The organism is Streptomyces sp. R44, assembly GCF_041053105.1.
Classification (GTDB): Bacteria; Actinomycetota; Actinomycetes; order Streptomycetales; family Streptomycetaceae; genus Streptomyces.
The window spans coordinates 1,590,572-1,615,886 of record NZ_CP163444.1; the positions used below are offsets into that span (position 1 = coordinate 1,590,572).

Sequence of the window (25,315 nt, forward strand, 5' to 3'; positions counted from 1 at the left end):
TGAGTCAGTCCACTACCACCACCTTGGGGGGCAGTTCCTTGTCCATCGCCTCCGGTCTCCACGGCCGGCACCTCACCCGCCGGCTCGTCCAGCTGTACGTCGGACTGGCGCTGTACGGGGTCAGCTCGGCGCTGCTCGTGCGCAGCGGGCTCGGTCTGGAGCCCTGGGGCGTCCTCCACCAGGGTCTCGCCGAGAAGACGGGGCTGACCATCGGCGTGGTGTCGATCGTCGTCGGTGCGGCGGTGCTGCTCCTGTGGGTCCCGATCCGGCAGCGGCCCGGGCTGGGCACGGTCTCCAACGTGTTCGTGATCGGTCTGGCGATGGACGGCACCCTGGCGCTCGTCCCGGACGTCGACGGTCTGGTCGAGCAGGTGCCGCTGCTTCTGCTCGGCATCGTCCTCAACGGGGTGGCCACCGGTCTGTACATCGCGGCGCGGTTCGGGCCCGGCCCGCGCGACGGCCTGATGACCGGTCTGCACCGGCTCACCGGCCGGTCCATCCGGCTGGTGCGGACGGCGATCGAGGTGGTGGTGGTCGCCACCGGCTTCCTGCTCGGCGGCTCGGTCGGCGTCGGCACGGTCCTCTACGCGCTCGCGATCGGCCCGCTCGCCCAGTTCTTCCTGCGCTGGTTCGCGGTCCCGGAGCAGGGCTCCGGCAGCCCCGTGGTCGCCCAGGGGCCCGACTCCGGAAGCACCGCGGTCGCCACCGGGACACCGGAAGGCGCCATACTGCGGCCGTGACTCGCGTACGCCACCCCTACCTCGACCACCCCTCCCCGATCGCGTTCGCCCATCGCGGCGGCACGGCGAACGGCCTGGAGAACACCGCGGCCGCCTTCCGCCGGGCCGCCGCGGCGGGCTACCGCTACTTCGAGACCGATGTGCACACGACGTCCGACGGGGTGCTCGTCGCGTTCCACGACGCGACCCTCGACCGGGTGACGGACACCTCGGGCCGGATCCGCGACCTGCCGTGGGCGGCGGTCCGGGAGGCCCGGGTGGCCGGCGAGGAGCCCCTGCCGCTCTTCGAGGACCTCCTGGAGGAGTTCCCCGAGGCCCGCTGGAACGTGGACCTCAAGACCGAGTCGGCCCTCGCCCCGCTGGTCGACCTGATCCGCAGGACCGGCGCCTGGGACCGGGTCTGCGTGGGCTCCTTCACCGAGTCCCGGGTGGCGCGGGCACAACGCCTTGCCGGTCCGCGACTCGCCACCTCGTACGGGGTGCGCGGCGTGGCCGGGCTGCGGTTGCGCTCCTGGGGGATCCCGGCGGCGCTGCGGGCCGGAGCCGTGGCGGCGCAGGTCCCGGAGCGCCAGGCGGGGATCCCGGTGGTCGACCGCCGGTTCGTGCGGGAGGCGCACGCGCGCGGGCTCCAGGTCCACGTGTGGACCGTGAACGATCCGGCCCGGATGAACTCTCTCCTCGACCTGGGGGTCGATGGCATCATGACCGATCATCTGGAGACGCTGCGCGGCGTGCTCACCGACCGGGGAGCGTGGGTCTGAGCCGCGTCCCGGCCACGGGGACGAACGAGGGGGCGCGGCCTTGACCACAGACACCACCGAGCCGGAGGAGTACACCGCCGGTCCCGCCGAGCGGCGGCGCGAGCAGCGCGGCTGGTACTTCTACGACTTCGCGTGCTCCGTGTACTCGACGAGCGTGATCACCGTGTTCCTGGGGCCGTACCTGACCTCGGTGGCGCGGGCCGCGGCCGACGCCGACGGGTTCGTGCACCCGCTGGGGATCCCGGTGAAGGCGGGCTCGCTGTTCGCGTACGCCGTGTCCGCCTCGCTGGTCGTGGCGATCCTGGCCATGCCCCTGGTGGGCGCGGCGGCCGACCGCACGGGCCGGAAGAAGCCGCTGCTCGCGGCGGCGGCGTACGTGGGGGCGGCGGCCACGACGGGGATGTTCTTCCTCGCGGGCGACCGCTATCTCCTCGGCACCTTCCTGCTGATCGTGGCGAACGCCTCGCTGTCGGTCTCGATGGTGCTCTACAACGCCTATCTGCCGCAGATCGCGGAGCCCGACGAGCGGGACGCGGTGTCCTCGCGCGGCTGGGCCTTCGGCTACACCTCCGGCGCGCTGGTCCTCGTCCTGAACCTGGTCCTGTACTCGGGCCACGACTCCTTCGGCCTCACGGAGGGCGAGGCGGTCCGGATCTGTCTGGCCTCGGCCGGTGTGTGGTGGGGCGCCTTCACGCTCGTGCCGCTGCGCCGGCTGCGCGACCGGCAGGTCCGCACGGAAGGCGGCGGGCGGGCCGGCGAGGGGGCGGTCGGCAGCGGCTGGCGCCAGCTGCGGGCGACGCTGAAGAACATGCGCCGGCACCCGCTGACGCTCTCCTTCCTCCTCGCGTACCTGGTCTACAACGACGGCGTGCAGACGGTGATCTCGCAGGCCTCCGTGTACGGCTCCGAGGAGCTGGACCTCGATCAGACGACGCTCATCACGGCCGTCCTGCTCGTCCAGGTGCTCGCGGTGGCGGGGGCCCTCGGGATGGGGCGACTCGCCCGGGTGTACGGCGCCAAGCGGACGATTCTGGGCTCGCTGGCGGTCTGGACGCTGATCCTGGTGGCGGGCTACTTCCTGCCGGCCGGCTCGCCGGTGTTCTTCTACTGCCTGGCGGCCGCGATCGGTCTGGTCCTGGGCGGCAGCCAGGCCCTGTCGCGCTCGCTGTTCTCGCATCTGGTGCCGCGCGGCAAGGAGGCGGAGTACTTCTCGGCGTACGAGATGAGCGACCGGGGGCTCAGCTGGCTGGGTCCGCTGGTGTTCGGTCTCGCGTATCAGCTGACCGGAAGCTACCGGGATGCCATCATCTCCCTGGTGATCTTCTTCGCCGTCGGTTTCACGCTGCTCGCCCGGGTCCCGGTCCGGCGTGCGGTGGAGGCCGCGGGGAACCCGATACCCGACCGTATTTAGACGTGGCGGTGAAAGGGCGGTAGTGTACGCGTTTGGCCTGCCAGGCGGACCGTTACTGCGTGCTGCTTTGGTGAAGACACCGGGTCACATCTGCCGTCAGATGTGACAAAACGGGCACTGGTGGGTACAACAAGGGGCGGCACGACGGGCGACGCATGACCCGGCACGGGAATCTTTACCGCCGACCGGACGTTGACCGGATAACGACGACAGCGACACCTGTCCTGTGGGCGACAAGCCCGGGAGGCACGATTCATGAGTGAGCGAGCTCTTCGCGGCACGCGCCTCGTGGTGACGAGCTACGAGACCGACCGCGGCATCGATCTGGCCCCGCGCCAGGCGGTGGAGTACGCATGCGAGAAGGGACATCGTTTTGAGATGCCCTTCTCGGTCGAGGCGGAGATTCCGCCGGAGTGGGAGTGCAAGGTCTGCGGAATCCAGGCACTCCTGGTGGACGGGGACGGACCTGAGGAGAAGAAGGGCAAGCCTGCGCGTACGCACTGGGACATGCTCATGGAGCGGCGCACCCGCGAGGAGCTGGAGGAGGTCCTCGCCGAGAGGCTGGCCGTCCTGCGCTCCGGTGCCATGAACATCGCCGTGCATCCGCGCGACAGCCGCAAGTCCGCCTAGCGGATCGCCGCACAAGCACAACGCCGCGGGGCCCGGTACACACATCGTGTACCGGGCCCCGCGGCGTTCCCGTGCCCCGCTCCCCCGAAGCTGCTCCGGGAGCCTCTCCGGGGGAGCGGGGCACGGCTCGGGTCAGGGCATCAGGGGCGGGCGGGGCTCGTCGGCCCGGCGCGGGCCCTGGGGCGCGTCCTCGCGGATGACCTCGCCCTGGACCACCTTCCCGTCCGGCCGGTGGATACGGGCCTGCTGGAAGGCGTCCTGGAGGCTGCCGGGAGGTGCGGCGCTCATCCGACGCTCGACGGCCTTCTCCGCGTACCGGCCGAGGAACGAACGGACCTGCGGGATCAGCAGGAGCAGACCGGCCGCGTCCGAGAGGAGGCCGGGGATCATCAGGAGCAGGCCGCCGAGCATCAGGAAGCCGTTGCGGTCGTCCGCGCCGGCCCGGTCGGCGGGCGAGGGCGCCACGCCGCTCTGCGCGGCCGCCTGGGCCTGCTGGAACGTCGAGGTGAGGTTGCGGAAGGCACGGCGGCCCGCCCGCTTCATGACGGCGGCGCCGAGCACGGCCCCCCCGACGAGCAGGGCGAGGACGGTCAGTCCGCCCGCCGCGTTCGCCACCACCGTGAGCAGCCAGATCTCCAGGACCAGCCAGGCGGCGACGCCGAGCGGAAGGAACGTACGCGCGCGTGAGCGCTTCGGGGCGAGGGGAGGCGGTGCGCCGGTCGTCATGGCCCCCAGTGTGCCTGGCGCCCCGCCGGAACGTCGTAAAGGAGGGATCAGTACGGAGCCCGCGCGACGCGGGTCAGGAGGACTTGCGGCCGAGCAGCTTGCCGACCTTCTCCGCGCGCGCAGACAGGCCCCAGCCGGTGACCCGCCACAGCGCCTCGACGACGATGTTGCGGCTCATCTTCGAGTCGCCGATCTCGCGCTCGACGAAGGTGATCGGGACCTCGACGACGTGGAAGCCGGCGGCGACCGCCCGGCGCGCCAGGTCGACCTGGAAGCAGTAGCCGGCCGAGGCCACGTCCTCCAGGCCCAGGCCCTCCAGGGTCTCCTTGCGGAAGGCCCGGTAGCCGCCGGTGACGTCGCGGATCGGCACGTCGAGCATCACGCGCGAGTAGAGGCTGCCGCCACGGGAGATGAACTCGCGGGACTTCGGCCAGTTCACGATCCGGCCGCCGGGCACCCAGCGGGAGCCGAGGACCAGGTCCGCGCCCTTGAGGGCGGTGAGCAGCCGCGGGAGCTCCTCGGGCTGGTGGGAGCCGTCGGCGTCCATCTCGACGAGGACGCCGTAGCCCTGCTCGATGCCCCACCGGAAGCCGGCGAGGTAGGCGGCGCCGAGCCCCTCCTTGCCCTTGCGGTGCAGGACGTGCACATGGTCGTCCTCGGACGCGATCTCGTCCGCGAACTTGCCCGTGTCGTCGGGGCTGTTGTCGTCGGCGACGAGAACGTGCGCCTCGGGTACGGCTTCCCGCACCCGCGCGACGATCGGCTTGATGTTCTCCGCCTCGTTGTAGGTCGGAATGATCACCAAGGCCTTGCCGAGCGGGCCGTAACGCCTCTGGCCACCGTCGTTCACTACTGCCCCTTCGGATACATACGCAGGCCCCCACCATAGCGAGGTCCCCGGAGTGGTCCGGCGCGGCGGGTCGGGTGGGACGGGTGACGTGGGGGTCTCACGGAGCGTGTTCCAGGGGTGACGTGCGGTGCGGGGCCCGGCGTCCTTCGGTCCGACCTGGGAACCGCTGGCTGCGGGTCGACCGAGAGCCGTTGTCTACTGAACGTCCGGGCCCCACCCGGGTCGCACCTTCCGCCGGAGAAACCTTCCCGCGCGGCCGAGGCGCGGGCGGCGTTCGGCTACGGCGTGGGGGTGCGGTCCGGTCGGACGTCCTGTGGTGGACGCCGTGAACCTACCCGTCCCCGACCGGCGACTGTCAACACCCGCTTGACCTGCGGAGACTTCCCGAAAGCGCAGGCCGGAGGGGAAGATCCGCAGGTCGGGGACAAGCGTCCGAGATCATGGTCCGGGGTGCGAAATGTCCCCACATCACTCGTTCGGCCGTACGAACACCGTCTGCCCGTACACCACCGTGCGCAGACAGACCGGGAGTTCGAGCCCGGGCGACAGATCGGGCAGACCGGGCGTTCCGGACCGGGGGTCGGTCGACCAGCGGGCGACCCGGTCGTCGGGCGCCTGGACGACGAGCTCCTCGGTGCGCCAGACCGCGTAGTCGGCGGGGGCGCCGGGGACCAGCGTCCCCGCGTCGTCCCGGCCCACGGCCCGCCAGCCGCCCCGGGTGTGGGCGGTGAAGGCGGCGCGGGCGGAGATCCGGTGCTCGGGGGTCCGGTGGAAGGCCGCGGCCCGGACGGTGCCCCACGGGTCGAGCGGGGTGACCGGGCTGTCGGAGCCGAAGGCCAGCGGCACACCGGCGCGCAGGAGGGCCGCGTACGGGTTGAGGGTGCGGGCCCGCTCGGCGCCGAGCCGGTCGGCGTACATGCCCTCCTCGCCGCCCCAGAGGGCGTCGAAGGCGGGCTGGACGGAGGCGGTGAGGCCGAGTTCGGCGAAGGCGGCGATGGTCTCGGGGGTGAGCATCTCGACGTGCTCGACGCGGTGCCGCGCGGCGCGGATGCGGGCCAGGCCGAGCTTGTCGGCGGCGGCCCTGACGCCCTCGACGACGGCGGACACGGCGGCGTCCCCGATGGCGTGGAAACCGGCCTGGAGGCCCGCCTCGGTGCAGGCGACGACGTGCAGGGCGATGGTGGCCGCGTCCAGGTGGGCCGAGCCGCGGTGCCCGCTGTGGTCGGTGTACGGCTCGTGGAGGCAGGCCGTGTGGGAGCCGAGGGAGCCGTCGGCGAAGAGGTCGCCGGCCGCGCCGAGGGCGCCCAGGGCCCGCGCCCGCTCGACGTCGAGGTCGGCCCAGTAGCCGACGACCCGGGGCCCGGCCTCCTCGCGCGCGAGGTCCAGGAGGCCGGTGAAGTCCTCCTCGGAGGAGATCTGCGGTCCGCCGCACTCGTGGAGGGTGCCGATGCCGAGGGAGGCGGCCTTGAGCCGGGCGGCGCGCTGGGCCTCGGTGCGCTGCTGCGGCGACACGGCGCCGAAGGCGGCCGCGCGCACGGCGTGGTGGGCGTCACCGGTGAGCGGCCGCTGCCCGTCGTGGAAGCCGTCCAGGTCGCGGATGCCGGGCACGAGGTCGAGGAGGGCGGTGGTGACGACGGCCGAGTGCACGTCGATCCGGGTCAGGTAGAGCGGGCGGCCGCCGGTGAGCCCGTCGAGCTCGGCGCGGGTGAGCGGGCGGCGCTCGGGCCAGCGGGAGGCGTCCCAGCCGTGGCCGATGAGGATGCGGTCCTCCGGGCGGGCGGCCGCATGGGCCCTGATCAGCTCGGCGGCCTCGGCGAGCGAGGCGGCGGCGGACAGGTCGAGCCCGGTGAGGGCGAAGCCGGTGGCCGTGGTGTGCACGTGCGCGTCGACGAACGCCGGGGTGACGAGCGCGCCCTCCAGGTCGACGACCTCGTCCACACCGGACGCGAAGGCGTCGGCCGCGCCCTCCGAGCCCACCCAGGCGACGTGACCGCGCTCCACCACCATGGCGGTGGCGAAGGGATCGGTGGGGCTGTGGACTTCTCCACCGCGCAGCAGCACGGTGCGGTGTTCGCCGGAAGACGCAAGCGGCATGGACTCACTCATGCCCACCAGGCTAGGGCCTGGCCGGCGGGTCAGGGTCGGGTGGGTCGCGGCGTCTGGTGCGGTGCATCGCAAGGCGCCGGGGCGTCCTCGTAGCGGAGCTACCAGGACGTTTCGGCAACGCGGCGAGGCGCCGTGCCAGGCGCCGCGACCCCGGCCCTGACCCGCCGGCCAGGCCCTAGGACCTGCCCGGAGCCGGTTTGTCCGGCAGGTCCCCCCTGTGGCGGGCGGGTCGCGTCAGATGCGCGGCGGTCTGGCCTCGTACGGCGTGGACAGGACGACGGTCGTGCGGCTGGAGACGCCGGCCTGGGAGCGGATGCGGCTCAGCAGGTGCTCCAGCTCCAGCGGGGTGGCGACGCGGACCTTGAGGATGTAGTTCTCGTCACCCGCGACGCTGTGGCAGGCCTCGATCTCCGGGATGTCGGAGAGCCGGTCGGGGGTGTCGTCCGGGGCGCTGGGGTCGAAGGGTTTGACCGAGATGAACGCGGTGAGCGGCAGCCCCACGGCCTCCGGGTCGACGACGGCGGCATAGCCGCGGATGACACCGCGCTGCTCCAGGCGGCGGACGCGCTGATGCACCGCCGACGTGGACAGGCCGGTGGCCTTGCCCAGGTCGGTGTAGCTCATGCGCCCGTCCTTGACGAGCAACTCCACGATCTGACGATCCAGCTCCTCCATGCGGTGACCCTATGACCCCGGAGGGAATCGGGCACAGCCGGGGGCGGCCCGTATAGGGCGCTATGGGCTGTCACGGGGCACCTGCGACAGGCATGTGACGAACGCCACAGGTTTGCACCTGCTCCGAAGTCTCGCCTCACGGTTATGCGGAGTTCCGCATGGGAAGTGCTTGCTGTGGTCGAGGCCGCACAGATCCGGCCGACCCACCCGAGGGGGAGAATCCCAATGCAGGAGCCTGTTGAATCGGTCGACACGTCCGACGAGCTCGACGCGTACGACACCTTTGAGATGTTCCGGGTCGTCTGCCCGGAGTGCGTGCAGCCCATCGCGCTGCTCGCGGACGAGGACGCGCTGCCGGAGCACGCCCTCTGCCCGACGCCGTGGAACCCCTTCGTGCTGACGGTCTGCGCGGGCACGGGCCTCGCGGCCTCCGAGGCCCGCCCCGCCGACGACGTTCTGGGCGTCCAGGAGCAGGACACCGCGCTCCTCCTGACGCTCCCCCAGGGCCTCGACTGGCGCACGCAGCCCTTCTCGCACGTCGGCGGTCCGGGCTCGCGTCCGATCCGGGTGCCGCAGATGCGGCGCGCGGCCTGAGCCGTCCGGCTACCAGTAGCTTCCCCGCACCATCGCCGCGAGCGTGGCGTGGTGCAGGATCAGGCCGTCCGGGTCACCGGGCACCTCTACCTCGCCGAAGTGAGCCTGGCGGTACGCGATCCTGAGCATCACGATCGCGTGCCGCAGCGCCGCGTAGAGCGTGTGGAACTCCATGTCGCGCGGGGTGTGCCCGGTCAGTTCCGCGTACCGCCCCTCGACCGCGTCGCGCCGCAGGAAGTCCGGGAGGCCGGGCTGGCCGAAGCCGACGGTCAGGTCCTGGAAGAAGCGGTGCAGATACACCGCCCAGCCGAGGTCGACCTCGCGGGGGACGTACGACGCCATCTCCCAGTCGAGGACGGCGGCGGGAGTGAACCCGTCGTAGACGATGTTCCCGATGCGGGCGTCGCCCCAGCCGAGGACGGCCGGGCCCTCGTCGGCGGGCCAGTGCTCCTCCAGCCAGCCGAAGGCCGACTCGATGAGCGGCGAGGGCGCGAGTCCCTCCACCACCCAGGCGTAGTAGGCGCGTTGGGCGTCGACATGACGGCGCAGCGGGCTTCCGGTGCCTTCGGGCAGCAGGAACTCGGCCTCCTTCGCCGGGAACTGGTCGTGCAGCCGGGCCAGTACGGAGACGGACTCGGCCTCCAGCCGGGCGCGTTCGGCGTCGGTGGCGGCGTGCAGCCAGTTCCCCTCGTACGTGTAGGGCATGACGTCCGGCGGGACGCGGCCCTCGGCGCGGGCCATCACGAAGAAGGGCGCGCCGAGCGGTTCCGGGTCCTCCTCCAGCCAGAGCACGCGCGGCACGGGCACGTCGGTGTGCTCGCCGACGAGGCGCATCACCCGGTGCTGGCGGGCCATGTCGTAGACGGGGAAGACGGTGTACGCGGCGGGGTCGGCGGCCAGCCGCAGGGCGCAGCCGCGTACGGGGGCGTCCGGGTGGTCGAGGTCGAAGAGCAGGGTCTCGCTGGACATGCCGTTGGAGCCGGGGACGGCGAGGCCGTCGACCCTCGCGCCGGGCAGGTGCCGGTCCAGCCAGGCGGTGAGCCGCCGGCCGAGCTCCTCGGGGTCACGGGTGGTGGTGCGGGGGCGGGGGGCGGTGGCCAAGGGACGCTCCTCAGGGGGCTGTTGACGTGTGGTCGGCGAAGCCGCTGGGGTCGTGGCGGCCGAAGGAGCCGTGCTCGAAGATGCCGTGGCCGGTGCGGCCGTCGAGGGTGAAGCGGGCGGCGTGGTCGGTGACGCCGTAGGCGGCCATGGGGTGGGCGGCCGGGTCGGAGAGGTCGTAGACGCGGCGGTCGGTCCAGCCGCGGCCCTGCCAGGTGCCGTGCTGCCAGTCGGTGGCGGGCGGGTAGCCGGCACCGACGGCGAGCGGGGAGGAGGCGAGGATCTCGACGCCGATCTCCAGGGGCTTTCCGGCCGGGTCGGCGAGATGGACCGTGGCCCGTTCGGGGTCGCGGGTGCCGGGCCGGTACGTGATCTCGGTGCGGGGCCAGCCGAGTTGGGTGTCGCGGCGGCCGTTCCGTACGAGCAGCGCCTCGTTGAGGGTGCGGTAGCCGTCGGCGTCCTCCTGGGCGATGACCATGAGGAAGCGGTCCTCGAAGCGCATCGGGATCCAGAGCCAGTGGAAGCCCTCGGGGCGGAACTCCGCGGCGCGGCCGGGTTCCTCGCCGGGGATCGGGCGGACGCCCCAGCTGCGGTCGCGGGTGCCGGTCCACTCCCCCGCCGTGACGGCGAACTCCTCGCCGCCGGCCCTGATGGTGCCCGTGCAGTGCCCGGCCTGGACGAAGCGGCGGCCCTCCAGGGTGAGCCTGCCCCCGTGGCGCTGGGTGTGGTGGGGCTCCCAGACGGCGGGGAAGTCGCCGCTCCAGGCGAGGTCGAAGGAGAGCCCCTCGGAGTCGTCGGGATCGGCCGCGCAGTGCAGGGAGAGGCGCTTGAGCGGTTCGTCGACGGTGATGGTCAGCGGGCCGACGGAGAGCCGCATCCGGTCGTCGCCGAGGGCGTCGGAGGCACGGACGGCGTGCAGCCGGTCGCCGATGCGCAGGGTGGCGTAGGCGTCGACGACCCCGGTGTTGGGATAGACCCCGAGACCGGCGATGAGCAGGGCCCGTCCGGTGTGGTCGAAGACGTGGAAGATGCAGCGGTCGTAGGCGTTGCGGTCGCCGCTGACGTGGTGCTTCATCGAGAGCGGTGCCTGGTGCACGGGGTATTCGTCGAGCGCGACGGGCCGGTCGTCGTCCACGGCTGACCTCCTGAGCGGCGAATGGGATCTGACGGTACGTCAGCTCTCGGTCGGGGGGCCAGAGTCGTGCACCGGGTACCGGGCGAACTGCCGCTCGAATCCGCTCGGCGGTGACCCCGGCAGCCGGGGCGCGTTGGTCCGGGCATGACCACGCTGTACACCACTCCCAGCGGTTACGGTCGGCACCGGCAGGCCGAACCGCGCGGTGAAGAATCGGTTCATCAGCCGATGGCGCCGTCGACCGCGCCATCGACGGCGACGTCGACGGCGCAGGAGCAGGCACCGGTGCCGATGCCGGTGCCATTGCCGATGCCGTCGCCCGCACAGGGACAGGCACAAGTGCAGGGACAGGCACCCGCGCCGGCCCCGGCCCCGGTCCCCGTGTCCGTGCCCGTGCCCGTCCCGGTCCCCGTACCGGCGCAGGGGCACGCGCAGGCGCAGGTGAAGCCCCCCGTCCCCGCCGACCCGCCCATCTACCGCGACGTGCTCTCCCTCTGGGCGAGCCAGGGCCGCACCCTGCCCGGCCACCGCGACCAGGAGTGGGCGCGGCTCGCCGCCGGACCCGTCTGGGCGGACCGCACGGTGCGCGTCAGCGGGACTCTGGTCCGACCAGGTGACGGGCGATGACGATGCGCTGGATCTGATTGGTCCCCTCGACGATCTGGAGCATCTTCGCCTCGCGCAGATACCGCTCCACGGGGAAGTCCGCCGTGTAGCCGTAGCCGCCGAGCACCTGCACCGCGTCCGTCGTGACCTGCATGGCGGCGTCCGTACAGAAGAGCTTGGCCATCGCCGCGCACCGGCCGAAGGCCCGCCCCTCGTCCCGGAGCCGCGCCGCCTCCAGGTACAGCGCCCGGCCGGCCTCGATCCGGGTCGCCATGTCGGCGAGCAGGAAGCGGAGCCCCTGGAAGTCGGCGATCGGCCGGCCGAACTGGCGCCGCTCCCTCGCGTACGCGACGGCCTCGTCCAGGGCCGCCTGGGCCAGGCCCACGGCGCAGGCGGCGATGCCGAGCCGCCCCGAGTCCAGGGCGTCGAGCGCGATCGCGAAGCCCTGCCCCTCCGCGCCCAGACGCCGGTCGTCGCCGACCCGCACCCCGTCGAAGTGGAGCTGCGCGGTGGGCGAGCCCTTCATGCCCATCTTCCGCTCGGGAGGGGCGGCGCTCAGCCCCGGCGCGTCCCCCGGCACGAGGAAGGCGGTGATGCCGCGCGCGCCCGGCCCGCCGGTGCGGGCCATGACCGTGCAGAAGTCCGCGATCCCGCCGTGGGTGATCCAGGCCTTGGTGCCGTCGACGACCCATCCGTCGCCGTCCCGGACGGCCCGGGTCCGCAGGGCCGCCGCGTCGGATCCGGCGGAGGGCTCGGAGAGGCAGTACGCGCCGAGGAGCCCGCCGCCGAGCATCGCGGGCAGGTGCGCGGCCCGCTGCTCCGGGGTGCCGAAGCCGGCGAGCGCGTGGCAGGACAGCGTGTGGACGCTCACGCCGAGCCCGACGGTGAGCCGGGCGGCGGCGAGCTCCTCCAGGACCTGGAGGTAGACCTCGTACGGCTGGCCGCCCCCGCCGTACTCGGGGTCGTACGGCAGTCCGAGCAGACCGGAGCGGGAGAGCAGCGCGAACAGCTCGCGGGGGAAGCGGCCGGCGGCCTCCTCCTCCGCGGCGTGCGGGGCGATCTCCCGGCGGGCGATGTCACGCACCAGGGAGAGCAGTTCCCGGGCCTCGTCGGTGGGCAGCCGGCGTTCCACGCCGTCCGCGGTGCTGTCGGCCATGGCCGGACGCTCCTCCCTGCCGGGCGCGCGGGGCGCGACGATCGGGGGGAGTATGCCCGTTCCGTGCCGACGGATCACGTGGCCGCCGGGGATCCACACGGTTGCCGGTCGACCGGCGTCGGGTCACATGAGCCCGGCCCGGGTGACGAGGACGGCGAGCAGGACGACCAGGGTCCAGCCGAGGACGTGCTCCAGGATCTTGGGGCCGTCGTCACGGGGGCCGCCCGTCCGTGCGCGGGTGAGGAGACGGGAGTGGGTGGTGGAGGTCATGCCGACCACCTTGCGCCACGGGGGCGGGCCTGGGGTAGGACGCGGGTCACGTCCCCCTGGGGCCGGCGCGGCGCGGTCCGGGGCCTCCGCGGCGCGGTCCGGGGCCGCCGCGGTCCTGGGCCGCCGCGGCGCGGTCCGGGACCGCCACGCCGCGGTCCGGCGCCGGCGCGCCGTGGTCCCAGGCCGCCCCGGCACGGTCCGCGGTCGTCGGCAGGTGTCGTGGCAGAGGGGGCCGGGGCCCCCTCCCCCACGTCCACCGGATCAGTCACGCACCGCCGCGTACGCTTCGAGCCAGCCGGTCGCCAGTCGGTCGCCGCGGGTGAAGACGGCCGCGCCGCGGCGCCCCGCCGAGGGGTCGGCCGGGGCGGCGGGGGGCAGGAGCAGCGTGGTCTCCTCGGCGTCGGCGGGGTGCAGGGTGGTGGTCGCACCGTTCCAGAGCCGGATCACGGCTCCCGGCGGGGCCCACACGCGGACCGCGTCGTCCTGGAGGGTGAGGCGCGCGCCGGTGGCGCGTTCCGCGAGGAGGGCGCGGTAGCGGTCCGGGGGCAGGGCGCAGTCGCCCGGGGGCGTCGTGCCGTTCCAGTCGGGCGCCTCCACACCGCGGGCCCGGGCCGCGCTCCACATGCGCGGGACGAGGCCGGGCGCGAGTGGGGCGGTGGCCATGCGCTCGCACATCCACAGCAGGCGTCCGGCTCCCCGGTGGGGCCCGAGGGCGCGCCAGCGGATGCGCAGCGCGAGGTCGGCGGCGACGACGGCCACCCAGGGGTGGACGGTGCCGAGGGGGCCCTGCGCGCCGAGCCAGGCCAGATAGCGCTGGGCCTCCTCCAGGATGCCGGTCATGGAGTCCACGGGGATGCCGAGGACGTAGGTGGGGCGGCCGCGGAAGAGCTGCGGCCGGGTCGCCGCGAGGAGCAGGACCGCGCGGGCCAGGTCTCCGGCCTGGGGCCGCTGCTCGTCGTCGCCCTGGGCCGGTTCCCGCGCCGGGCCCAGCCCCCAGGGGTCTTCCGGGTCCGCGTCCGTGGGCTCGAACTCGCGCAGGACCCTGCGCAGCGCCGCGCGCGCCCGGTCGGTGAACGGTGCCTGTTCGAGTACGGGGAGCCGGGTGCTGAGCAGGGAGGCGAGCAACTGCTCGGCGGCGAGCGGGTCTTCGGGTGCCGGAGCCTGCCGCAGCGCCGTCGTCAGGTCGTCGGCGAGCGTGGCGTCGACCATGAAGCGGCTGGTCAGCCGGCCCAGCGGGCTGGGTTCCAGGCGGTCCTCGTCGTCGGTGGGACGCAGGCAGCCCACCGTGGCGAGGAACTGCGCCGCCTCGTGCAGGGGTTCGACGCTGTCGTGTCCCTGGTAGGCGGCGAACGTGCCGGCCCACCAGCGCTCCGCCTCCTCCAGGGTCGAGAGCCGCTCCTGCACGGCCTCGGCGAGGAGATGGTCGGCGAGGCGGTCGTCGAGGCGCGACCGCACGGTGTATCCGGCGGCCAACCGGGCCTGCCAGTGCGCCCGTTCCGCCGGGTCGGTGAGCAGGAAGGCCCAGCCCTCGCGCTCTCCGGCGCCGATGCGCCCGGCGCGTCCGAACATCTGCTGGACCATCGACACCTCGACGCGGTCCATGCCGAGGGTGGTGTCGCAGACGATCACCGCCCGGGCGGGGAGGTTGACGCCGGCCGCCACCGTGGAGGTGGCGACCAGGATCTCCGCCTCGCGGTCGCGGAAGGCCTGCTCGGCCTCCCGTTTGTACGGCCAGTCCCGGTAGTGGAGCCGTACCCCCGCCTTGGTGCACAGCCGCTCCACGGCCTCGGCGTCGTCGGCGTCCACGCCGGCGGTGGGCACGCCCCGGTCGGCGGCCAGCGCGAGCGCCGTGGTCCTGACGCGGCGCTTGCTGCCGCAGAAGGCGAGGACGCTGCCGCCGTCCCCGGTGACCTGGCGGGCGATGCGCACGGCGGCCTCGGTGCGGACGGCGGCCCGCGCCGCCCAGTCCGTCTCGTCGACCGGGGGCAGCAGGGGGAGCTGCCAGGTGAGTCGGGTGGGCCGCCAGGTGGTGCGGACCAGGCGGGCGCCCAGCCATCGGGCGACCTCGTCCGCGTTGGCGACCGTCGCGGAGAGACCGACGATCCTGGTGGCCGCGCTGTCGTCCCGTACCCGGGCGAGCAGGGCCTCCAATACGGCTCCACGCGTCGGGTCGCCGAGCAGATGGATCTCGTCGACGACGAGGCAGCCGACCTCCGTGAGCGCGTCCCGCAGCGAGCCCGCGCGGCAGATGGCCTCGAACTTCTCGGTGGTGGCCACCCATACGTCGGCCGACCGGATCAGCTCCGTGTCCACCGCGGCCTCACCGGTCAGGCGCACCACGCGCAGCCCGTGGCGGCGCCACAGCTGGAGCTCCCGGTCGAGTTCGTCGGTGAGCGAGCGCTGCGGCACCAGCCAGGCCGCCTTGCGCCCGCGGGCGTGCGCCTCAAGGGCGGCGACCATCCCGATCGGGGTCTTTCCCGCACCCGTGGGGGCCACCACGACGAGGTGCCCGGTCTCTTCGAGGACCACCGGGACGGCGGCGGCCTGCACCGGGTTGAACGTCGGGTGCGGTAGGAGCTCCGCCCATTCGGCCGGGACCAGTTCGCCGACGGGCACGTACGCGTCGCCGTCCCCCTCCGGCAGCTCCTCCAGGGAGTCCCACTGGGCGGCGAACGCGTCCCGGGCCGCCACCGCCCAGGGCCCGGCGGCGGGCGCCGCGCCGTCCGGACCGACCGCGACCAGATCCGTACGGCCACCGGTGTCGGAGACCGTGCCGACCTGCCCGGCCTCCTCCCAGTAGCGGCTGACGCGGTACGGGACCTCCCGCTCCGTCAGCCACGCCTTCAGCTCCTCGTACTCCGGGCCCTCGGGGAGGATCACCCGCACGTCCTCGGCCGCCGCGAGCGCCGCGCCGGCCGGGCGCCACGCGGGATCGGCGGCCTTGCACCACAACAGGGCGCGCGGTTCGGTCCCGTCGGGCACGGCGAGGTCGTCCGGCCACGCCGGGCCCCGGCCGGCTCGTGCCCCCGGACGCGGCTGCGCCGGGATCCTGACGATCGCGGTCACCTTGGGCGCCGGCGCGTCCGCGTGCTTCGGAGGGGTCCGGGTCGCGCGCCCGGCCTGGCGGGGCACGGCGTCGGTCAGCTCGTCGTACCGCTTCACGCCGAGATCGGCGAGGGTGAAGGCGGTGGGACAGGCGGGGCAGACGAGGGCCGTGTACTGGTAGGTGCGGCCCTGGGACTCGTACGGTCTGCGCAGGGCGTGCAGTTCACCGCCGCACGCCGGGCAGCGGCGGTCGACGGTCTCCTCGTAGCTCCATCCGGGCTCCGCGAACCGCGCCGGATGCTCTCCGCCCGGCGTCACTCCCCACCGCTGCCGCGCCAGGTCGGTGACGGATCCCTGCGCATCGGCCTCGTCACTGCTCATGACCCGACTGTGGCACTCATGATCATCACGCGCAGGCGGTTCGCACGGTTTCCCCCGTGCCGACCCGATGTCGGGTTCACCGGGCAGGCGCTGTCCGGCCGTCACGGCGTCACTGCCGCAGTGTCCTGCGCGCCAGCCAGTTGCCCAGGAACTGCGCCGCCTGGACGAGGAGCACGATGACGAGCACGGCGATCCAGGTGACCGTCCAGTTGAAACGCTGGTAGCCGTAGGCGATGGCGAAGTTGCCGAGTCCGCCGCCGCCGACCGCGCCGGCGATGGCCGTCGCGTCGACCACGGAGATGAAGACGAAGGTGTAGCCGAGGATGAGCGGGCCCAGCGCCTCGGGGATGAGGAGGGTGGTGATGATGCGTACGGGACCGGCGCCCATGGACCGGGCCGCCTCGATCACACCGTTGTCGATCGTGACCAGGTTCTGCTCGACGATGCGGGAGATGCCGAAGGTGGAGGCGACGATCAGGGGGAACGTCGCGGCGGCGGTGCCAATGGTGGTACCCACGACCCGCAGGGTCAGCGGGCCTATGGCGGTGATGAAGACGATGAACGGGATGGGCCTGACGAAGTTGACCAGAAGGTTCAGGGCCGTGTGGACGAGTCTGTTCTCCAGCAGCCCGCCGCGGCGGGTCGTGTAGAGCAGAATGCCCAGCAGCAGACCGAGGAAGCCTCCGGCGAGCATCGTGACGGCCACCATCCACAGGGTCTGTCCGATGGACTCCGTGAACACCGGCCAGAGGATGTTCCAGTCCGTGTTCATGCGAGTACCTCCACCTCGGCCACCGCGCGAAGGCGGGCGACTGCCTTTTCGATGTCCTCCGGATCTCCGGAGAGCGCGAGGGTGACGGTTCCGAAGGAGCGGCCCTGAAGGGCGTCGATCCCCCCGTGCACGAGCTCGAACCGGAGATCGTGCCGGCGCACGGCATCCGTCAGGACCTGGCCCATCGGGGCGTCGCCGTCGATCGTCACGGACACCAGGACACCTTCGTGCCGCGCCCGGAGCCGTGCGACATCACCGGCGCCGGGGCGGTTCCTCAGTACCGTCCCCACGAAACGGCGGGTGGTGTCGGTCCGGGGCGCGGAGAAGACGTCGAAGACGCTGCCGACCTCGATGAGCCTCCCCGAGTCCAGCACGGCGACCCGGTCGGCGATGCTCCGTACCACGTCCATCTCGTGGGTGACGACGACAACGGTCACGCCCAGTTCGGAGTTGACGCGCTGGAGCAGGCGCAGGACGTCCTGGGTGGTCTCGGGGTCCAGCGCGCTGGTCGACTCGTCCGCCAGCAGGATCGTGGGGTTGTCGGCCAGCGCCCGCGCGATGCCGACCCGCTGCTTCTGTCCCCCGCTGAGCTGGTCGGGATACGCCCAGGCCTTGTCGGTCAGGCCGACGAACGCCAGCAGTTCGGCCACCCGTGCCCGTTGTCTCTCCTTGGACCAGCCCGCGAGCTTCAGGGGGTAGGCCACGTTGCCGAACACCGTCCGGGAACGGAACAGGTTGAACTGCTGGAAGATCATGCCGATCCGCGAGCGGATCCTCCGGATCTCCTTCTCGCTCTGCTCGCTGATCACGACACCGTCGACGGTGACCGTGCCCGAGGTGACGCCCTCGAGCGCGTTGATCATCCGCACCAGGGTGCTCTTCCCCGCACCGGAGTACCCGATGATCGCGAAGATCTCTCCCGCGTTGATCTCCAGGTCGATCGAGTCGAGAGCGGAGACAGTGGTCGAGCCGGAGGTGAAGGTCTTGCTGACGTCGCGGAATTCTATGAGGGGTGCCATGGGTCCTTGCTTCGAGTCGAGCGTGGTGGCGCGGGAGAGGGGCGTCCGCGAGGGGACGCCCCCGGGGCGCTGATGTCACTGCGCCGCGCGTACCGCCTTCTCCAGGGAGGCGGTGATGCGCTCCAGGTCGGCCTTCGGACGGTCCACGATCACCGCGGTTCCCTTGGACTCGGCACGCTCCGCCTTGATCACCGACGCGTCGTGGTAGAGCTTGGCGATCTTCAGGTAGGTGGGGTTGTTCCTGTCGGCCGCGCGGGAGACGAAGACGTTGATGTACGGCTCGGCCGCGGGCTTCGACGGGTCGTCGCCGTAGAGGGCCTTCGACGGGTCCAGCTTGGCGTCGAGGGCGAAGTTGTTGTTGATCACTGCGCCGTCGACGGAGGGCAGAGAGGCCACGGTCTGGGAGGCGTCGACGGGGGTCACCTCGACCTTCGACGCCGCGGTGTCCACCTCGGCCGGCGTCGACAGCGCCGTCCCGCCGCCCTTCAGCTTCAGCAGGCCGGCCTGCTGAAGCACCAGCAGCGCCCGGGCCTGGTTGACCGCGTCGTTGGGGATCGCGATCCGCCCGCCCTCCGGGATCTCCCCGAGCGACGTGTGCTTCTTGGAGTAGAGGCTCAGCGGCACGACCACCGTCGACCCGATGGGAGTCAGGGTGTCGTGGTTCGCCACGTTGTAGTTCGCCAGGTAGAACAGGTGCTGGAACAGGTTCAGATCGGTCTGCTTCTGCGACAGTGCCGGGTTGGGCTGTGTGTAGTCGGTGAAGTTGACCGGCTGGATGTCGATGCCCTCCTTGGCGGCGAGCTCCTTCAGGACGGGCCACGTGTCCGAACTCGCGTCGGTCGTACCGATCTTCACGGTGACCCGCCCGGACGCACCCGCGTCCGGTGTACCGCCCGCGACGTGGGAGATCAGCACGGCCGCCGCCGCGACCACGGCCACGGCGCCGAGGGCGATTCCGGTGATGAGCCCGGTTCTCCTGCCCGTCGGCTTGTCGGGGAGTTCGGGGGCGGGGGCGGAACCGGGCTCGGTCGGTGCGTTCGTCATGAGAGTCGCTCTTCTTCTCGGGATCGGATTCTTCGTGGGCTGGGGTGCTGCTTGGGAGGGTTCTGCTTGGGATCGGGCTCGGGCTCTGCGTGGGATCGGGCTCTGCGTGGGATCGGGTTCGGTCACGGGTGGGACGGGACGCGCTGTGCGGCCCTGCCGCCGGTGAGCAGGCGGTTCTGCGGGAACGCGGCCAGCAGTTCCTTGGTGTAGGGGGCGGTCGGCGCCTCGAAGACGGCGTCTCTCGGACCCACCTCCACCAGTTCGCCCTTCTTCAGGACCGCGATCCGGTCGCAGAAGTGCCGTACCACCGCGAGGTCGTGGGAGATGAAGAGCAGCGAGAGGCCGAGTTCCTCGCGCAGGTCCATGAGCAGGTTCAGGACCTGCGCCTGGATGGAGACGTCCAGCGCGGAGACCGGTTCGTCGGCGACGATCAGGCGCGGCCGGACGGCCAGAGCGCGGGCGATTCCGATGCGCTGGCGCTGGCCGCCGGAGAACTCGTGCGGGTGGCGGGAGAGGTGGGACGCCGACAGGCCCACCTGTTCCAGCAGTTCCGCCGCCCGTTCCTTCCGCCGGGCTCGGTCCAGGTCGGTGTGGATGCGCAGCGGCGTCGCGAGGATCTGTTCCACCGTGCGGCGCGGGTTCAGCGACGCGTACGGATCCTGGAAGACCAGCTGGACGTCCCGGCTCAGCTCGCGGCGCAGTCGCGCGTCGGTCGCGGCCTTCGAGATGTCCCTTCCCTCGAAGCGGACCTCTCCGCCGGTGGGGCGGCGCAGTCCGGCCAGGACTCTGGCGATCGTGGACTTGCCGGAGCCGGACTCGCCGACGAGACCGAGGGTCTCGCCGTGCGCCACGTGCAGGCTCACGCCCTTCACCGCGGGATGGGTGTGGCCTCGGCGGCGGCCCGGGTAGTCCACGCGCAGCTCGTGCAGTTCGGCCAGGACTCCGGAGCCGGTAGCGGTACGGAGTCCGGCCTTCACCGGCGGCTCCGGATCCGACTTCGAGTCGCGGTCCGGGTTCGTCGGCGGTTTCGGTTCCGGGTTCGACCGTGGTTTCGGTTCCGGGTTCGACCGTGGTTCCGGTTCCGGGTTCGACCGTGGTTTCGGTTCCGGGTTCGACCGTGGTTTCGGTTCCGGGTCGTCGACCGTGGCAAGGCGTGTGCCGGGAGTGGTGTGCAGGGTGGGGGCCGCGCCGATCAGGGCCCGCGTGTAGGGGTGGGCGGGTGCGGTCAGGAGGTGTTCCGTGGTGCCCTCCTCCACGGTCTCCCCGCCGCGCAGGACGAGCATGCGGTGGCAGGTCTCCGCGACCACGCCCACGTCGTGGGTGATGAGGACCATGGCCGTTCCGGTCTCCGCCTGGAGTCGGCGGATCAGGTCGAGGACCTGGCGCTGGACCCTGGCGTCCAGTGCCGTGGTCGGTTCGTCGGCGATCAGGACGGCCGGGTCGTTGATCAGCGCCATGGCGATGACGACCCGTTGACGCATGCCGCCCGACAGGTGGTGGGGGTGGTCCGATGCCCTGGCGGCGGGGATGCCGACCCGTTCCAGTACGGCCGCCGCCCGTTCCCGGGCTTCCTTGCGGCCGGCCTTCGGGTGGTGGACGCGGTAGGCCTCGGCGATCTGCGCGCCGATCGTGTGGTACGGCGACAACGCGTCCAAGGCGTCCTGGAAGACCATCGCGACCTGGTCGCCCCGGATCCGGGTGAGGACGGACTCGGGTGCGCCGACCAGTTCGGCCGGGTGGCCGGCGAGGCGGATGCTCCCTTCGACGCGGGTGCGGGCCGGGTCGTGCAGGCCGAGGGCGGCGAGGCCGACGGTGGACTTTCCGGAGCCCGACTCCCCGACCAGGCCGAGGACTTCGCCCGGGTCCAGGTCGAAGGAGATGTTCCGGACGGCCGGCACGGGGCCGCGCGGGGTGGTGAAGGTGACGGCCAGGTCCTGGACGCGCAGGGCGGGCTGGTCGCTCATGCGAGCCTCACTCGGGGATCCAGCCAGGCGACGACGAGGTCGGCCAGGGCGACGAACACGACGACGAAGAATGCGGCGAGGAGCACCGTGCCGACGACGGTGGGCAGGTCGTTGTCGTTGACCGCGTCGACGGCCAGCTTGCCGATGCCGCCGAGTCCGAACACGGTCTCGGTGATGAACGCGCCGCCGAACAGGGCCCCGACCTCCAGGCCGAGCAGTTGCACCAGCGGGCCGGCCGCTCCGCGCGCGGTGTACTTCAGGTGGACGCGCACGGTGCCCAGGCCCTTCGCGCGGGCCGTGCGGACGTACCCGTGGTGCATCGTCTCCAGCATCTGCGAGCGGGTCAGGCGGGCGAAGACGGCCGCGTTGACGAAGCCCAGGACCAGCCACGGCAGGATCAGGCCCAGGGCCCACCGGGCGGGCCGGTCGGTGAAGGGGACGTAGGCCGGGGGTTCGAACAGGCCCGTGGAGTAGACGAGCAGGAGCAGCAGCATGTAGCCGAGGAAGTAGATCTGGACGCTGGCGCCCAGCAGGTTGAAGCCGGACAGGAGTCGGTCGGTCGCCGTGCCCCGGCGCAGCGCCGCCACCAGGCCCGAGCCGACGCCGAGGACGAGGATGACCGCGAGGGCGCCGACCGCGAGGGAGACGGTCACCGGGAGGTGGTCCTGGAGGGCGGCCAGGACCGGCTGGTGCAGGGTGTAGGAGTAGCCGAGGCAGGGGGCGGGGCAGGGGATCGGGGTGCCGTCGACGTCCGCGATGGTGCGGCCGGTGACGATGCCGCCGACGTAGTCGGTGAACTGGGAGACGACCGGCTGGTCGAGTCCCATGCTCGTACGGACGGCCGCGAGCTGTGCGCTGTCGCACTGGGGACCGCAGGCGATCCGGGCCGGGTCGGAGGGGGCGGCGTAGAAGAGCCCGAAGGTCGTGGCGGTGATCGCGAGGAGCACCGCCACGGCCTGCGCGACCCTCTTGAGGAGGTATCGGGTCATGATCGCGGGAGGTCGGGGGTTCGTGTCGCCGGAGGTCAGGACTTGTCGACGTACACGTCGGCCAGGGCCGTGACGCCGTAGATCGGGTGGGTGGCGGCGCCGCCGATGTCCTTGCCGCGGAACTGGGAGGTGCTCTTGTAGAGGAAGGGCACCAGGGGGACGTCCTTCATGACCGTCTCCTCCAGGCTGATCAGCTCCTCGGCCTTCTGCTGCGCGTCACCGATCTTCGCGATGCGGGCCAGTTCCTTGTCCACCTGCGGGTTGCCGTAGCGGATGGGGTTGGACACCGCGTCCAGGTGGCTCTCGTAGCCGAGGGGAAGCAGGGTCGACGGGGTGGGCCAGTCCACGGAGTTGGTGGACAGGAACAGGTCGTACGGGCTGTCGTCGCCGCCGAAGACCTGGTCGTTGAACGCGCCGGGCTGAAGGCCCTTCAGGACGAGTTCGATGCCGGCCTTGGCGAAGGCGTCGGCGAGGACCTGGGCGACCTGGTCGTCCGCCGGGCTCTCGGTGGGGTACGCGTACGTCAGCTTGGTGACCTTCGTCTCCGCCTTGGCCAGGTGTTCCTTGGCCTTGGCGATGTCACCGGCGGGGGCGACGGGGTAGAGGTCGTACTTCTTCCAGCCGACGACGGCCGGCGAGGAGAGGGTGGTCGCGAAGTCGCCGGCGTAGCGGCCGCCGAGGACCTGGCGGGCCTGCTCGCGCGGGAAGAGGTAGTGGATGGCCTTGCGGACCTCGGGATCGGTGACCCGGTCGTTCCTGATGTACAGGTCCTGGGTGTAGGCGCCCTTGCTGCCGGAGACGACGAGCTTGCGCTTGGCGGGGTCGCGTTCGACCGTCGAGATCAGCTCCGGGGGCAGTTGGTCCTTGGTGGTGAGCGTGGTCGCGCCGGTGCCCTGGCCGTTGAACACCTCCTGCGCGGTGTTGAGGGCGGCCTTGCCGAAGGTGAACTCGAAGCGGTCCGGGTAGGCGTGCCGGATCGAGTCCGTCTCCGGCTTCCAGTACGGGTTGCGCTCCAGGGTGAGGCTCTGGTTCTGCTTGTGCTCGACGATCCTGTACGGCCCGGTGGCGAAGGGCTTCACGTCGTAGCCGGTGCCCGTGTCCTTGTCCTCGCGGACCGGCGAGGAGGAGGACTGGGCGGCCATGTACGGCACGTCGGACTGCGGCTGGGGGAAGTGGAAGACGATGGTCTTGTCGTCGGGCGTCTCGATGGCCTTGAGATCGCCGTCCTTCTTGGGGCCGCCGTACTTCTTCACCGCCGCGGTGAGGTCCTTGGTGCCGGTGAGCCACGGCTGCCAGTAGGTGGGGCCGACCTCGAAGCCGGGGGCGAAGGTGCGCTCGATGCCGTACTTGACCTGCTGCGCGGTGACGGGCTTGCCGTCCTCCCAGGCGATGCCGTCCTTCAGGTGGTACGTCCAGGTGCGGCCGCCGTCGGAGGAGGTCCCGGTGTCGGTGGCGAGGTCACCGACCAGCCTGGGCCTGCCGTCGACGACCTGGTACTGCGTGAGCTGCCGGCCCCACAGCAGCGAGGTGCTGTACCTCTCGCCGGCGTAGATCTTCTGCGGGTCGAGGTGGGAGAAGTCGTCCTCGTTGGCGACGGTGACGGTGCCGCCCTTGCGGGCGCCGGGGAGCTCGGGGGCGGGGCCCCGGCTGTCCTCGGCGGTGCCGAGGGTGGCGGTCAGCCGCTGCCCGCTCTTGGCCGCGGTGCTGTTCCTGCTCTTGCCCGCGCCCGTGCCGGCTTCCGTGCCCGCGCCCGCGGAGCAGGAGCACAGCAGAAGGGCGGCGGCGGTGGCGAGGGCCGGGACTATTGCGACACGTGGGGTGAATGCGGGCATGACTGACTCCGTTGTCGTGTACGGGTGTTGCTCGGGGAGGTGGAAGGAAGTCGCGGAGGTTCAGCGAACGGTGTGCGGGTCGATCGCGTCCCGTACGGCGTCGCCGAGGAGGTTGACGGCGAGGACGAAGAGGAGGAGCGAGACGCCGGGGAACACCATGTAGGTGGGGTCGTCGTAGAAGACCTCGGAGCCCCGCGAGATCATGCGGCCCCAGTCGGGAATGGGTTCGCTGATGCCGACGCCCAGGAAGGACAGCGCGGCCTCGGTGGTGACGATCGCGGGCAGGGCGAGGGTGACGTGGACGAGTACCGGCGCCCATACGTTCGGCAGCAGTTCCCGGAAGACGACGTGCCGCCGGCTCGCACCGAGGGCCCGGGCCGCCTCGACGAACTCCCGCTCGCGCAGGGCGCGTACGAGGGTGCGCAGCACCATCGCGAGCGGTACCCAGCCGAAGGCGGAGAAGACGAGGACGAGAACGGTGAACTGCATCCAGGCGGGTTCGTTCTCGTCGGGTCCGACGAAGCGGGTCTGGATGACCGGGCCCAGCGTGAGCAGGAGCAGCAGGGCGGGGAAGGCGAGCAGGACGTTGCAGACGAAGGTGAACGCCCTGTCGGCGAGGCCGCTGAGATAGCCCGCGGTCACGCCGACGACCACTCCGACGGCGGCGACCACGGCGACCGAGGCGAAGGCGATCAGCAGGGAGGTGCGGATGCCGTAGAGGAGCTGGGTGAGGACGTCCCGGCCGAGGCCCGGCTCGATGCCGAACCAGTACTGGGCGGAGATGCCGCCGTTGGGCAGCAGGGGAAGACCTTCAGGGCTCAGCAGGCCGGCCTCGTTCTGGCCGTAGCGCTCGGTGGGGTTCTTGCCGTAGAGGAGGGCGATGAGGGGCGCCGTGACGGCGAGGAGCACGAAGAACGCCACGACGCAGAGCGAGAGGATCCCGACTCGATCACGCCGGAACGCGTCCACCACCGATACCGCTGCCACGCTGCCGTACTCCCGACTTGCCTGGGGCGCACCGACTGTGGTGGAGCGCCCTGGATCGCACCGGAGCGGGGTTACCGCTCCGAACGTCGGACATTAGATCGAAAGATCCACACGGCTGCAACGCATCAGATTTCAAGGTGAATCGGCGATATTGCCTGCGATTACTGGAATGTTTCTCCGTTCATGCCGTCGCAACAGAGATGCTCACCAATCACCACGAATCACCCCATCGCGGGAGACGAGCATCACACCAGACCCAGCGACTCCAGCACGCGCCGCTGACTCGCCGAGGGCTTGGCCGGCCAGTAGAGGTAGCAGACACCACCCGTCCCGCTTCTGACCTTGCCGTTCGCGTCGTAGCGCTTGGTGCGGAGCCAGATGTTCTCCAAATGGGAGGGCGCCACCCACCACGCGACGCCCTCCCGCACAAACATGCAGGTCAGAGGCACGGACCGCGCGAGGCAAATCGAGCGCAGCTGACTCCGGGCCCCTCGCGGGAGCCTGGACCGTCGAGCGAGGACGAC

At 72.0% G+C, this 25,315-nt stretch carries 22 protein-coding genes and 1 pseudogene; 6 read left to right on the forward strand and 17 right to left on the reverse strand.

The features are described from left to right. Positions 1–38 precede the first annotated feature (38 nt). The 4 genes from AB5J54_RS07370 (at position 39) to AB5J54_RS07385 (ending at position 3,542) form a co-directional block, all read left to right on the forward strand. Entirely contained in the window at positions 39–740 is a 702-nt protein-coding gene (locus AB5J54_RS07370) for a YitT family protein (RefSeq protein ID WP_369143090.1), read from the forward strand. Then, positions 737–1,501, forward strand: coding sequence for a glycerophosphodiester phosphodiesterase (locus AB5J54_RS07375; RefSeq protein WP_369143091.1), 765 nt, complete (start codon positions 737–739; stop codon positions 1,499–1,501). Before AB5J54_RS07370 ends, AB5J54_RS07375 begins: the two co-directional genes overlap by 4 nt. A 40-nt stretch (positions 1,502–1,541) precedes the next feature. Next, positions 1,542–2,912, forward strand: a complete 1,371-nt coding sequence (locus AB5J54_RS07380) for an MFS transporter (RefSeq protein ID WP_369143092.1) — start codon at positions 1,542–1,544, stop codon at positions 2,910–2,912. 255 nt (positions 2,913–3,167) lie between these two features. Beyond that, the gene (locus AB5J54_RS07385) at positions 3,168–3,542 is read left to right on the forward strand and encodes an RNA polymerase-binding protein RbpA (protein WP_015032218.1); all 375 of its coding nucleotides are present in this window, start codon (positions 3,168–3,170) and stop codon (positions 3,540–3,542) included. A 132-nt stretch (positions 3,543–3,674) separates the two neighbouring features. On the opposite strand, the gene fxsA is transcribed toward AB5J54_RS07385, so the two are convergent. From fxsA to AB5J54_RS07405, 4 genes are all read right to left on the reverse strand, one after another. Continuing rightward, entirely contained in the window at positions 3,675–4,268 is a 594-nt protein-coding gene (fxsA, locus tag AB5J54_RS07390) for an FxsA family membrane protein (protein WP_369143093.1), read from the reverse strand. Positions 4,269–4,341: 73 nt separating this feature from the next. Next, positions 4,342–5,118, reverse strand: a complete 777-nt coding sequence (locus AB5J54_RS07395; protein ID WP_369143094.1) for a polyprenol monophosphomannose synthase — start codon at positions 5,116–5,118, stop codon at positions 4,342–4,344. A gap of 468 nt (positions 5,119–5,586) precedes the next feature. Then, complete coding sequence (locus AB5J54_RS07400) at positions 5,587–7,224, reverse strand: amidohydrolase (RefSeq protein ID WP_369143095.1); 1,638 nt, start codon at positions 7,222–7,224, stop codon at positions 5,587–5,589. A gap of 234 nt (positions 7,225–7,458) precedes the next feature. Then, the gene (locus AB5J54_RS07405; RefSeq protein ID WP_369143096.1) at positions 7,459–7,899 is read right to left on the reverse strand and encodes an Lrp/AsnC family transcriptional regulator; all 441 of its coding nucleotides are present in this window, start codon (positions 7,897–7,899) and stop codon (positions 7,459–7,461) included. Between the two features lie 225 nt (positions 7,900–8,124). On the opposite strand from AB5J54_RS07405, the gene AB5J54_RS07410 reads away from it, so the two are divergent. Continuing rightward, complete coding sequence (locus AB5J54_RS07410; protein WP_369143097.1) at positions 8,125–8,493, forward strand: hypothetical protein; 369 nt, start codon at positions 8,125–8,127, stop codon at positions 8,491–8,493. Positions 8,494–8,502: 9 nt separating this feature from the next. Here AB5J54_RS07410 and AB5J54_RS07415 read toward each other — a convergent pair whose 3' ends face one another. Next, positions 8,503–9,594, reverse strand: coding sequence for a phosphotransferase family protein (locus AB5J54_RS07415; protein ID WP_369143098.1), 1,092 nt, complete (start codon positions 9,592–9,594; stop codon positions 8,503–8,505). A gap of 10 nt (positions 9,595–9,604) precedes the next feature. Continuing rightward, positions 9,605–10,666, reverse strand: coding sequence for a hypothetical protein (locus AB5J54_RS07420; protein WP_369149249.1), 1,062 nt, complete (start codon positions 10,664–10,666; stop codon positions 9,605–9,607). A gap of 399 nt (positions 10,667–11,065) precedes the next feature. On the opposite strand from AB5J54_RS07420, the gene AB5J54_RS07425 reads away from it, so the two are divergent. Then, on the forward strand, positions 11,066–11,353 hold the full coding sequence (locus tag AB5J54_RS07425; protein ID WP_369143099.1) for a hypothetical protein: 288 nt from the start codon (positions 11,066–11,068) through the stop codon (positions 11,351–11,353). Here the strand turns inward: AB5J54_RS07425 and AB5J54_RS07430 are convergent. The 11 genes and pseudogenes from AB5J54_RS07430 to AB5J54_RS07480 form a co-directional block, all read right to left on the reverse strand. After that, positions 11,316–12,488, reverse strand: a complete 1,173-nt coding sequence (locus tag AB5J54_RS07430; protein WP_369143100.1) for an acyl-CoA dehydrogenase family protein — start codon at positions 12,486–12,488, stop codon at positions 11,316–11,318. The genes AB5J54_RS07425 and AB5J54_RS07430 overlap by 38 nt on opposite strands. A 123-nt stretch (positions 12,489–12,611) precedes the next feature. Then, positions 12,612–12,758 (reverse strand): SCO1431 family membrane protein, encoded by a 147-nt coding sequence (locus AB5J54_RS07435; RefSeq protein WP_369143101.1) that lies wholly within the window; start codon positions 12,756–12,758, stop codon positions 12,612–12,614. Between the two features lie 261 nt (positions 12,759–13,019). Further along, on the reverse strand, positions 13,020–16,184 hold the full coding sequence (locus AB5J54_RS07440; RefSeq protein WP_369143102.1) for a DEAD/DEAH box helicase: 3,165 nt from the start codon (positions 16,182–16,184) through the stop codon (positions 13,020–13,022). 109 nt (positions 16,185–16,293) lie between these two features. Beyond that, positions 16,294–16,956, reverse strand: a complete 663-nt coding sequence (locus AB5J54_RS07445; protein ID WP_369143103.1) for a methionine ABC transporter permease — start codon at positions 16,954–16,956, stop codon at positions 16,294–16,296. Continuing rightward, a complete protein-coding gene (locus AB5J54_RS07450; protein WP_369143104.1) occupies positions 16,953–17,975 on the reverse strand; it encodes a methionine ABC transporter ATP-binding protein in 1,023 nt (340 codons plus the stop codon). The genes AB5J54_RS07445 and AB5J54_RS07450 overlap by 4 nt, the downstream gene beginning before the upstream one ends. Positions 17,976–18,050: 75 nt before the next feature. Further along, entirely contained in the window at positions 18,051–19,019 is a 969-nt protein-coding gene (locus tag AB5J54_RS07455) for a MetQ/NlpA family ABC transporter substrate-binding protein (protein WP_369143105.1), read from the reverse strand. A gap of 122 nt (positions 19,020–19,141) precedes the next feature. Continuing rightward, positions 19,142–20,983: a dipeptide ABC transporter ATP-binding protein gene (locus AB5J54_RS07460; protein ID WP_369143106.1), complete on the reverse strand. Its 1,842-nt coding sequence runs from the start codon at positions 20,981–20,983 to the stop codon at positions 19,142–19,144. Then, complete coding sequence (locus AB5J54_RS07465; protein WP_369143107.1) at positions 20,980–21,972, reverse strand: ABC transporter permease; 993 nt, start codon at positions 21,970–21,972, stop codon at positions 20,980–20,982. The genes AB5J54_RS07460 and AB5J54_RS07465 overlap by 4 nt, the downstream gene beginning before the upstream one ends. Positions 21,973–22,007: 35 nt before the next feature. Next, positions 22,008–23,804 (reverse strand): ABC transporter substrate-binding protein, encoded by a 1,797-nt coding sequence (locus tag AB5J54_RS07470; protein WP_369143108.1) that lies wholly within the window; start codon positions 23,802–23,804, stop codon positions 22,008–22,010. A gap of 60 nt (positions 23,805–23,864) precedes the next feature. After that, positions 23,865–24,791, reverse strand: a complete 927-nt coding sequence (locus AB5J54_RS07475; protein WP_369143109.1) for an ABC transporter permease — start codon at positions 24,789–24,791, stop codon at positions 23,865–23,867. A gap of 245 nt (positions 24,792–25,036) precedes the next feature. Beyond that, a pseudogene (locus tag AB5J54_RS07480) lies at positions 25,037–25,177 on the reverse strand (peptidase C39 family protein); the annotation flags it as partial. Between the last annotated feature and the right edge of the window lie 138 nt (positions 25,178–25,315).